Here is a 9,586-nt window from a genome sequence, read left to right as displayed (position 1 = left end):
CTGCATCTCGCCGTTGACAGTAAAACACATGAAATCATCTGCGCTGACCTGTCGCTGAACAACGTTACGGACTCAGAAGCCTTCCCGGGCCTTATCCGGCAGACTCACAGAAAAATCAGGGCAGCCGCGGCAGACGGAGCTTACGATACCCGGCTCTGTCACGATGAACTGCGCCGCAAAAAAATCAGCGCGCTTATTCCTCCCCGAAAAGGAGCAGGTTACTGGCCCGGTGAGTACGCAGACCGCAACCGTGCCGTTGCTAATCAGCGGCTGAGCGGAAGCAATGCACGGTGGAAATGGACAACGGAATATAACCGTCGCTCGATAGCGGAAACGGCAATGTACAGAATGAAGCAGTTGTTGGGAGATTCACTGACGCTGCGTGACTACGATGGTCAGGTAGCGGAAGCTATGGCCATGGTGCGTGCGTTGAACAGGATGACAAAGGCCGGGATGCCAGAAAGCGTGCGTATTGCCTGAAAATCCAGCCAGCTACAGGGTCGTTCGCACGAAATCTTATTTATTCAACAAAGCCGTTGGGCGCATTTCGGTTATCTGGTGGCGACTGAAATTAACGAAGATAAGCAGCGTAGCGTGGAGCGTGAACTTCAGATGCTCTGTGCGTTGCACGGTATTGGTGTGCTCCTCTTGGATCCGCATGATTTCTCTAATAGCCAGACGTTAATCCCAGCGCGTGAAAGTACCAGCGTGGATTGGCAGTCAGTAAACCGTCTGGTGGAAGAGAATCGGGATTTTAAAGATTTTATTGAGCTGGTAGGGGAATACCATCAGACTGGGAAAATTCATAAAACGCTATGGAATAAATAGCCACTGTCAGATCAGGTCTGAGCTAATATATAAGAATGGCAAGCCCTTTAAAGGGCTTGCCATTTTGTTCAACTCACAACTTTGTATCATGAGTTGAAGCATCTATATTTTCCCACCCACTCCCTTAAATTTTTCAACAAACGCTGCAATTTTTTGGAAAACACTTTGCTTTTTTGTGAGATATTGGGGATTTAGTGGGCTCATTTTGGGCAAAACGGCATTGAGCTCCGTACCATTGTCGCTGGCAAACTCTCGTTTAAGGGAAGTGGTAATATAACGTTTAGCTGCCTCTTCATTCAGATTCTCGGATCCAATTAGCTCTTGTGCTTCGCGTAGTTGCTCTACCTGTGCAAAAGCAAAGAAGGCATCTATAATACTGGCCTTGTCACTAATTTTGTCTAGGTCGGTTTGATTAATGAAATCAACGACTAGGCTTTCTTTGGCCCGACTCCCAAGACTGGCACGTATTAATCGACGAACTTCATCAATTAAGCCTGCTTTACTTTTATTCTTAAGATTGTGTTCAAAAATCAGCTCGAGAATATAATCAAGATTAATTTCTTGCGACTTCAGTAGATCTACCTCAAAGACAACGTCATCCCAATCAATAGTCGATTTTTCTTTTTCAGCGGAAGATTTTTCCCGACGCAGCCAGTCGCGAACATCGTTGTAAGTTGAACGGTAGTCCTGAATTTTCCGTTCAGACGGCATTTTAATCGTTTGCAGCGTCGCCAGATCCTCATCGCTTAAATAATGCAGGGTCTTGAACTCCTCAACCGCCTCAGGGTCATTGATGTTAATGTTCTGCAAGGCCTTCAGGCTGGCAAACTCGTCGTAGTTTTGCAGCACGTTTTCAACGCGTAAATACTCACCAAAGAGTTTTGCAAAGGCTTTTTTGTCGGACTCTTTCTCAATGGCAGAGGGATCTGGAAAGCGTTGCTCTAGCTCCGTCACCACATCCATAAAGCCACGCCTTGCCTCACCGGTTACTACGTCGGTAAAGCCTTCCATATACTCCTTGTAGCTTTTCTCGAGCACCACGTTCTTGGTGTTTTTATCGCCAAACAACGTGATGGCGTCAATTGTCGCCTGCTCCAGGTCACGGAAGGTAACGATATTGCCGAAGGTTTTGGTTGCGTCAAAAATACGGTTGGTGCGTGAATAGGCTTGCATCAAACCGTGGTAGCGCAGGTTTTTATCCACAAACAAAGTGTTCAGCGTCGGCGCATCAAACCCGGTCAGGAACATGCCGACCACAATCAGTAAGTCGATCTCCTTAGCCTTAACTTGCTTGGCCAGATCTCGGTAATAGTTTTGAAAACCATTGCTTTCCACGCTGAAGTTGGTTTTGAACAGTGCGTTGTAGTCAGCTATGGCAGCACTTAAAAACTCTTTGGCACTGCTGTTCATTGCCGATACGTCAAAACTTTCATCCAGAATATCGCCTACAGCATCCTGTTCCTCATTAGCCACAAAAGAGAATATGGTGGCGATTTTTAGTGGCTTATCGCTGTCTTTTTGCAAGTCTTTGAACGATTCGTAATACAGCTTGGCTGCATCCACGCTGCTCACGGCAAACATCGCATTAAACCCTTTTGCCCCTGCGTGCAGGCGATGCGTTTTTTGCCGAAAGTTATTCAGGATGTACTGCGAAATTTCTTTTATACGGATAGGATGCAATAAGGCTTGCCTGTTTTCCGCCGCGCTAAGCTTTTTCTCGTCCTGTTCGCTTTCAATAGCTTTGAAATATGGGCGCACATCGTTGTAGTCCACTTTGAACTTGAGCACCTTTTCATCTCGAATCGCATCGGTGATCACATAAGAGTGCAACTCTCGACCGAACACGCTGGCCGTGGTGTCTGCCCCCAGAGCGTTTTGGGGAAAAATTGGTGTGCCGGTAAAGCCGAACTGATAAAACTTCTTAAACTTTTTCTTTAAGTTCTTCTGGGCTTCACCAAACTGGCTACGATGGCATTCATCAAAGATAAACACCACCTGTTTATTGTAAATGGGCAGCTCGTTTTCGCTCTTCATCAGGTTATTGAGCTTCTGGATGGTGGTGACAATGATTTTGTTGTCATCTTTATCCAGATTACGCTTGAGGCCAGCGGTGCTGTCAGAGCCGTTCACACTATCCGGGGAAAAACGCTGGTACTCCTTCATTGTCTGGTAATCCAGATCTTTACGATCCACCACGAAGAAAACTTTGTCGATAAACTCCAGCTCAGTGGCTAAGCGCGCCGCCTTGAAGCTGGTCAAGGTTTTACCGGAACCTGTGGTGTGCCAGATATAACCGCCGCTTTCCGTATTGCTCCAGTTTTTAGCCTGATAGGCGCTGTTGATCTTCCACAAGATACGCTCGGTAGCAGCAATCTGATATGGGCGCATTACCAGTAGTGCATCGCTCACATCAAACACCGAATAATGCAGCAGTACATTGAGCAGGGTGCTCTTCTGGAAAAAGGTCGCGGTAAAATCTTTCAGGTCTTTCAGCAAGCTGTTATCAGATTTCGCCCAGTTCATGGTGAAGTCGAAGCTGTTTTTGTTGCGCTGGGTAGTATTGGCAAAATAACGGCTATCGGTGCCGTTGGAAATCACAAATAGCTGCAAATACTTAAACAAGGAATGTTCACTGTTAAAACTCTCTTTGCTGTAGCGATGTACCTGATTAAAGGCTTCGCGGATCGCCACGCCGCGCTTTTTCAGCTCCACCTGTACCAGCGGCAAGCCATTCACCAGAATGGTGACATCATAACGATTGGCATGACTACCCTGTTGCTCAAACTGCTTGATGACCTGAACCTTATTACGGGCAATATTTTTTTTGTCTACCAGGTAGATGTTCTGGATATGACCATCGTCAAACACAAAATCATGGATATAGTCGTTATGAATTTTGCGGGTTTTATCGACGATGCCATCGCTCGGCTTGTCCAGCCAGGTCTCCACAAACCGCATCCACTCACCGTCAGCAAACTGCATGTTGTTCAGGGTCTGCAACTGCTCGCGCACGTTGGCCAGCAGCTTCTCAGGCGTATTTAAACTAGGCTCATACTCGTAGCCTTGATTGTGCAAATCCTGAATGAACTCCCGTTCCAGGTCAGCTTCGCTCTGGTAGCTTTCATTAAGCTGCCATTCCCTGGCGTATTTATCGAGAACGATAAAGCTATTTGCTTCGGCTACAGCCTTGTATTCGTACATGCTTTACCCCTAAATCTTTTTCTTTAGTTTTCAATCTGCTGGAAGCGATACATCGTATTGATTTCATTGACCAGATACCGCAAAACACGTTTGTCGTCTTCAGTGAGATCGGCCACTTCTTCGCCCGCATGCTTCGAGTGGCTGGAGATATTAATAATCCGAGCCTCATACGGATTGGTTTTTCCGTCATCAGTTTTTGGCAACAGATCACCCCATTTCTTATAGCCAAGAAACGTGGAGGTTTTTTCCAGAATATTTCTTAAAAAATTAAAGTGATACTTGCTCAACTGACCACTCTCGATAGCTTTTTCGAGTTCTGATTTCAAATAAAGATGATATGAGAATGGCGAGTCATTGGATTGCTGGACTAACTGATATGTGCCGTCGTCAAGCCTGGTCATCCGATACTTATCAAGCCATTTTTTCTTGTAACCACCGTCGTCACTGTTGAGCTCATTATGCAGAACGTTATAAAAAAGCGGATTGTGAGTGGTTATGATGAATTTGACATCAGAATTGTTTGACTTGATCAGTTGGGCCAAATCTACAGCCAATTCAATCAAATGGTTCTCATCCAGCGAACTGACTGGGTCGTCAATAAATATATATTCCAATTGGTCAAATGCGTTGGTTTCACGCTCGGAGGGTTCAGCAACATTGAGAATGTCAATCACCTGCTCGATCAGCGTATAGAAAATACTCCAGATGAAATTGCTTTCCTCGCCCTTGGAGATTTTTAGATTCCCAGAGTGTTCATCATCACCGCGCTCAAGGGAAAAAGTCACCTCCGAAAACGCCTTTACAGTGATTTCTTTGTCGTCCTTGCCTTTGACTTTATATTCTTCATTGAATCGTGGGGTTAACTTCTCATTAGCATAGCGCTGAAAGTTGGTGATAATGTTTCGATCTTGTCCTTGATCTTTCAGCACCCAATCAGTAAACGAATTGGGCTGGATCCTTAGCCTGGGCTCGGCATCCTGCGCCAGATCGTTGTCCCAAAAGAATAAATCTTCGGTAAAAGCGTTGTAATACAGGAATTTATTGCGTGACAGCTCAGATTGTTCGACTTCATCCTCATCATTCCTAGGGGCAACAAGCTGCTTAAACTCTCGCGACAGGCGCGTTTTCCCCGTGCCATTAAAGGCATAGATCAACTGTACCTTTTTATTGGAGCCTTGAATCTGCTGGGCGATTTCTGCTAGCGTCTTTCTCATATCAGGCCACTACCTCTTCAGGCTTGGGAAAGCTCAACAGCAAATCACGGTAATATTCATATTGCTTTTGGCGTAATGCGATTTCACGTGGCAAACCTTCGCTGATGGAATTGGTAAGAGCATCGAATTTGTCCAGAATGGCGACGATACGGGCCTGTTCTGCAAGCGATTTTTCAAGGTCATTTGGATACGGAACAGGAATTGCAATTTTAGCAAATCCATTGATCAATAATGTATTAACCTTGGTTCTGGCCACATACTTTGCTTTCTCGGCAATGAAAGATGCTGTTTGCATGCAATAGGAAACAAACTTCGGATTCATTGAATGTCGGAAAGCATAACAATGGTCGTGAATAGCCACTTTATCATCTCCAAGCCAGGCCACGGCTTTACCAACATCCTCGACGGTTTCTCCGACATCAGTTATCACTACGTCTCCTGGTTCCGCATAGCGAAGTGACTTTTCCATATCATTTCTGACTTGAGAAAGCGTATGAGTTGTAAAGACGCCGTACCGAGTGTATATCTCACCGTAGTGGATAACACCAATGCCATCTTCAACATAATCAGCTTTCGTAAAGCGCTTTCCACGAATAAATTTGCCAATCTCCCCCAAAGCTTTCCACTCTACGTCCCCTTTCTTAAAACTCAACAACTGGTCGCGATAGTAGTTGTATTGTTTTTTACGGGCTGTAAGCTCGGCTGTAAGCTCGGCTGTAAGAGAGGTAAAAGTGTCCAGAATGCCGACGATTTCAGACTGGATGGCGAGGGACTTCTCTGGATTGTTCGGGCAGGGAATTGGGAATTCAAGTCTTTCAAGTACTGACTTTGAGAGGCGCGGAATACTTGCACGGCGTACTTGCCCTGAAATTTTATTTTTCTGCGTCAACAAAAAGTGAAACAAAAATCTGCCATTTATGTATTCTGGTGTGATTGCGAAATGAACATCGTCAGCAGCCCAAAATTTATCCTCGCTATAACCAATTTCGCCGGCTGCACCTGCACAGATAATGAACGTAGATTGTGCCGCGACATTACAGTCATGATAGTAACCTAGTGGTGTCATGCTGTTCTGGTAAACCGCATACTTACCATTGGTTTCTAATTGAGATTTTACAAGCCGCCTGCCGCGCTGAAGATCTACAACATCCCCCAATGATTTCCACTCTACCTCAGCCCTATCCAGCAACTTTTCCAGATAACTCAACTCGCTCATACCTGCGCCTCGCTGCCTTCAATCTCCGCCACAATGGCATTAATCTCCATACGTAGTTGGTCGATTTTAGCGGCAGTGATTTTTAGCTCGGCATTGAGTGTAATGATATCGACTACTTCGCGGTTATCCTTGGCTTCGATATAGCTACTCACCGACAGGTTGTAGTCATTGGCGACGATCGCTTCAAAGCTCACCGATTTAGCAAAATGATCAACGTCTGCCTTGCTATCAAACACCTGCATAATTTTCTCAATGTGCTTATCAGTGAGCGTGTTGTTATTGGTTTCCTTTTTGAACAGCCCGCTGGCGTCGATGAACTGGGTGGTCATATCGGTTTTGTGTTTGGACAGCACCAGAATATTGACGGCGATGGTGGTGCCAAAAAACAGGTTAGGCGCGAGTGAAATCACGGTTTCGACGTAGTTGTTATCCACCAGATATTGGCGAATTTTCTGCTCGGCGCCGCCCCGGTAAAAAATGCCGGGAAAGCAAACTATGGCTGCACGCCCTTTGCTGGAAAGGTAACTGAGTGCATGCAGCACAAAGGCAAAATCAGCTTTGGATTTGGGCGCTAACACACCGGCTGGGGCAAAACGGTCATCGTTGATCAGAGTGGGATCGTCTGAGCCAATCCATTTCACCGAGTAAGGTGGGTTGGAGACGATGGCATCAAAAGGTTTGTCATCGCCAAAATGCGGATTACGCAGCGTATCACCGAGCTGGATATTGAACTTGTCGTAGTTGATGTTGTGCAAGAACATGTTCATCCGCGCTAGGTTGTAGGTGGTGTGGTTGAGTTCCTGTCCCCAAAAACCGTCTTCAATAATGTGGGCATCAAAGTGTTTTTTGGCTTGCAGCAGCAGCGAACCAGAACCACATGCCGGGTCATAAATCTTGTTGACGCTGGTTTGCTTGTGCATGGCCAGTTGTGCAATCAGCTTGGACACGTTTTGCGGGGTAAAAAACTCACCGCCGGATTTGCCAGCGTTTGCGGCGTAGTTGGAGATAAGAAACTCGTAAGCATCACCGAAAAGATCGATGTGACTACCCTCAAAATCGCCAAAATCTAATTCTGCCACCCCTTTGAGTACTGCCGCCAGACGTGTATTTTTGTCCTTTACAGTATTGCCGAGCCGGTTGCTTGTGGTGTCAAAATCAGCAAACAATCCCTTGATATCGTTCTCTGAAGGGTATCCGCTGGCTGACATTTCAATAGCCGAGAAGATGTCAGCCAAATCGGTATTTAATTTTTCGTTAGTACTGGCACTAGCAGCGATGTTAACAAACAAATCGTCTGGGTAAATGAAATAGCCTTTGGTTTTAATGGCGTCGTCTTTGACTTCCGGGGTAATGACACTCCTAGAGAGTGTTGCATACTTGACACTATCATCACCGCCTTCAATGTAATTGGCAAAATTCTCACTGATGAAGCGGTAAAACAGAGCGCCTAGAACGTATTGCTTAAAATCCCAGCCATCCACTGCACCGCGTACATCGTTGGCAATCTGCCAGATCTGGCGTTGCAGTGCGGCGCGTTGTTGGGTGCTTGTCATGGTAAAACTCCGGTTTTAATACATTTTTGATAGCCAAAGGCCCATAATTAGTCCTGCATTATAACGATTAGGAGCGTTCTAATCATTTCGAATTGCCACTAAATTGTGTGAATCGCAGCGGTAGCGGCGATTGATTAATATTTAGACGATGCACGAATAACGATTGCCCAGTATTCCCCCAAACGGTCGACTGAAGGGCTGGCGTACCTTGCATGATATATTTTGATTGCTGTTGGCCTTGCCAGACAGGAAAGGAGAGCGCTTTAGGGCTCGTAGACGCATATGTTCATTATGCTGAGGTTGCCGACGGCGCAGAAACGTCATCTGTTTCCCCAACGTTAGCTTCGGACATCATCTGGCTGCAGGAACAAGCGAAACGTTACGGGCCATCAGCACGGCTTAACAGCAAGGGGAGTACATCTGGCTTGCCAGTTCTGGCGAACTCACGCAGCAGAGCATGCTGTTTCGCTTTACGTACACGATCGAAACCCTTCGGGCAATGGACTGGATCGACGGGCTGGTGTCCGCAAAAGAATGGAAAGAAAAAGCTAAACTGGCAGGTAATGTCTGTGCGATCTACACGCCGAAAGACGAGCTGCATCAGGTGTTCAGTGGCACGGGTGAACTCATCAGGCCGATGGAGCTACGGCTTACCGGCGATATCAGCGGTATTCCTGCGCTGATCGCCCAGTGCAATCTGAACGCTTGCCTGATGACGAGGGATTTTTTCGTTTATCGGCTGTTACCTGACCCATTCCGTGAGCGTAAGAGGCTCATGCCCAACGAGATTTCGGATGAAAAAAGAATATAGCGATAAAAGGACGCCCGGCCACATAAGCTGAGCGTCCAAGGATTATGCCGTTTTATTTACCGCGGCTCAGACTATCTATATGGTCAGCGTACCACTACATCATTTCCTGCCGTCCGTCCAGATATTGTGCGTGGTTGCAGGTTCCGCGAATGCTGTTTTTATCCATGTGAGCGAGTTGCGTCTCGATCCACGTGTTTTGAATCCCGCATTTTCCTGATTGTTTTGATGTGGGTTGCTATCGAGACTGAAGTTTTGCGAAGTCAAATGGGCTCACTGGTTTCCCCTCATTGGCATCAAGAAAATCAGCCCACCATTGCAGCATCAGTCTGCGCTCATCCAGAAATTCCGCTTTATGAGTGTAAGCTGCGCGGACACCATTACGTTCCTGATGGCTCATCTGGCGCTCAACAGCATCCCTCGACCAAAGCCCTGATTCAATCAATGAGCTACAAGCCATTGCCCTGAAACCGTGGCCACAGACATCGACCTTTGTATCGTAGCCCATCAGCCGCAGTGCGTTATTCACCGTGTTCTCACTCATGGGTTTCCATGGATTGTGATCGCCGGTGAAAATCAGTTCATGTTCTCCGCTGATCGTGTGGATCTGCTGTAGTATATTCAGCGCCTTAGTAGAGAGTGGCACAAGATGCTCTGTTCGCATTTTTGAGCCACGATGGGAATACTTGACCCCTTCAATAGGTTTCCGCTCAGGAGGAATGGTCCACATGGCTTTCTTAAAGTCGATCTCAGACCACCTGGCAAA

The 9,586-nt window shown here is 46.5% G+C and carries 8 protein-coding genes and 1 pseudogene; 3 read left to right on the top strand and 6 right to left on the bottom strand.

The annotated features are described in order from the left end of the window. Together AC2FCQ_RS24400 and AC2FCQ_RS24395 are read left to right on the top strand one after the other, a co-directional pair. Nucleotides 1-480, top strand: a 480-nt coding sequence (locus AC2FCQ_RS24400) for an IS5 family transposase (RefSeq protein WP_490309155.1), incomplete at its 5' end; no start/stop codon positions are given. 78 nt (nucleotides 481-558) lie between these two features. Beyond that, nucleotides 559-828, top strand: coding sequence for a hypothetical protein (locus AC2FCQ_RS24395; RefSeq protein WP_225623294.1), 270 nt, complete (start codon nucleotides 559-561; stop codon nucleotides 826-828). Between the two features lie 102 nt (nucleotides 829-930). Here the strand turns inward: AC2FCQ_RS24395 and AC2FCQ_RS24390 are convergent, their stop codons facing one another. From AC2FCQ_RS24390 to AC2FCQ_RS24375, 4 genes are read right to left on the bottom strand one after another with little or no spacing between them, the layout of a single operon-like run. Beyond that, nucleotides 931-4,029 carry an HsdR family type I site-specific deoxyribonuclease gene (locus AC2FCQ_RS24390; protein WP_045332326.1) on the bottom strand — a complete coding sequence of 1,033 codons (3,099 nt, stop codon included), beginning with the start codon at nucleotides 4,027-4,029 and terminating at the stop codon, nucleotides 931-933. A gap of 23 nt (nucleotides 4,030-4,052) precedes the next feature. After that, nucleotides 4,053-5,243 (bottom strand): AAA family ATPase, encoded by a 1,191-nt coding sequence (locus tag AC2FCQ_RS24385; protein WP_045332325.1) that lies wholly within the window; start codon nucleotides 5,241-5,243, stop codon nucleotides 4,053-4,055. Between the two features lies 1 nt (nucleotide 5,244). After that, nucleotides 5,245-6,459, bottom strand: coding sequence for a restriction endonuclease subunit S (locus AC2FCQ_RS24380; RefSeq protein ID WP_045332324.1), 1,215 nt, complete (start codon nucleotides 6,457-6,459; stop codon nucleotides 5,245-5,247). Next, nucleotides 6,456-8,012 (bottom strand): type I restriction-modification system subunit M, encoded by a 1,557-nt coding sequence (locus tag AC2FCQ_RS24375; protein WP_045332322.1) that lies wholly within the window; start codon nucleotides 8,010-8,012, stop codon nucleotides 6,456-6,458. The genes AC2FCQ_RS24380 and AC2FCQ_RS24375 overlap by 4 nt, the downstream gene beginning before the upstream one ends. Before the next feature lie 457 nt (nucleotides 8,013-8,469). Here AC2FCQ_RS24375 and AC2FCQ_RS24370 point away from each other — a divergent pair, with 457 nt between their 5' ends. Beyond that, nucleotides 8,470-8,823 (top strand): DUF2913 family protein, encoded by a 354-nt coding sequence (locus AC2FCQ_RS24370; RefSeq protein WP_052687614.1) that lies wholly within the window; start codon nucleotides 8,470-8,472, stop codon nucleotides 8,821-8,823. A gap of 94 nt (nucleotides 8,824-8,917) precedes the next feature. Here AC2FCQ_RS24370 and AC2FCQ_RS24365 read toward each other — a convergent pair. After that, nucleotides 8,918-9,028 (bottom strand): annotated as a pseudogene (locus AC2FCQ_RS24365) (tyrosine-type recombinase/integrase); the annotation flags it as partial. A 30-nt stretch (nucleotides 9,029-9,058) separates the two neighbouring features. Further along, the coding region (locus AC2FCQ_RS24360; RefSeq protein WP_490309154.1) for a tyrosine-type recombinase/integrase at nucleotides 9,059-9,586 on the bottom strand (528 nt) is incomplete at its 5' end.

The organism is Serratia sp. CoH_134_PS_4 (assembly GCF_058190535.1).
Note: the sequence above shows the minus strand (reverse complement) of the source record. Positions and strands in the feature narration are given on the sequence as shown.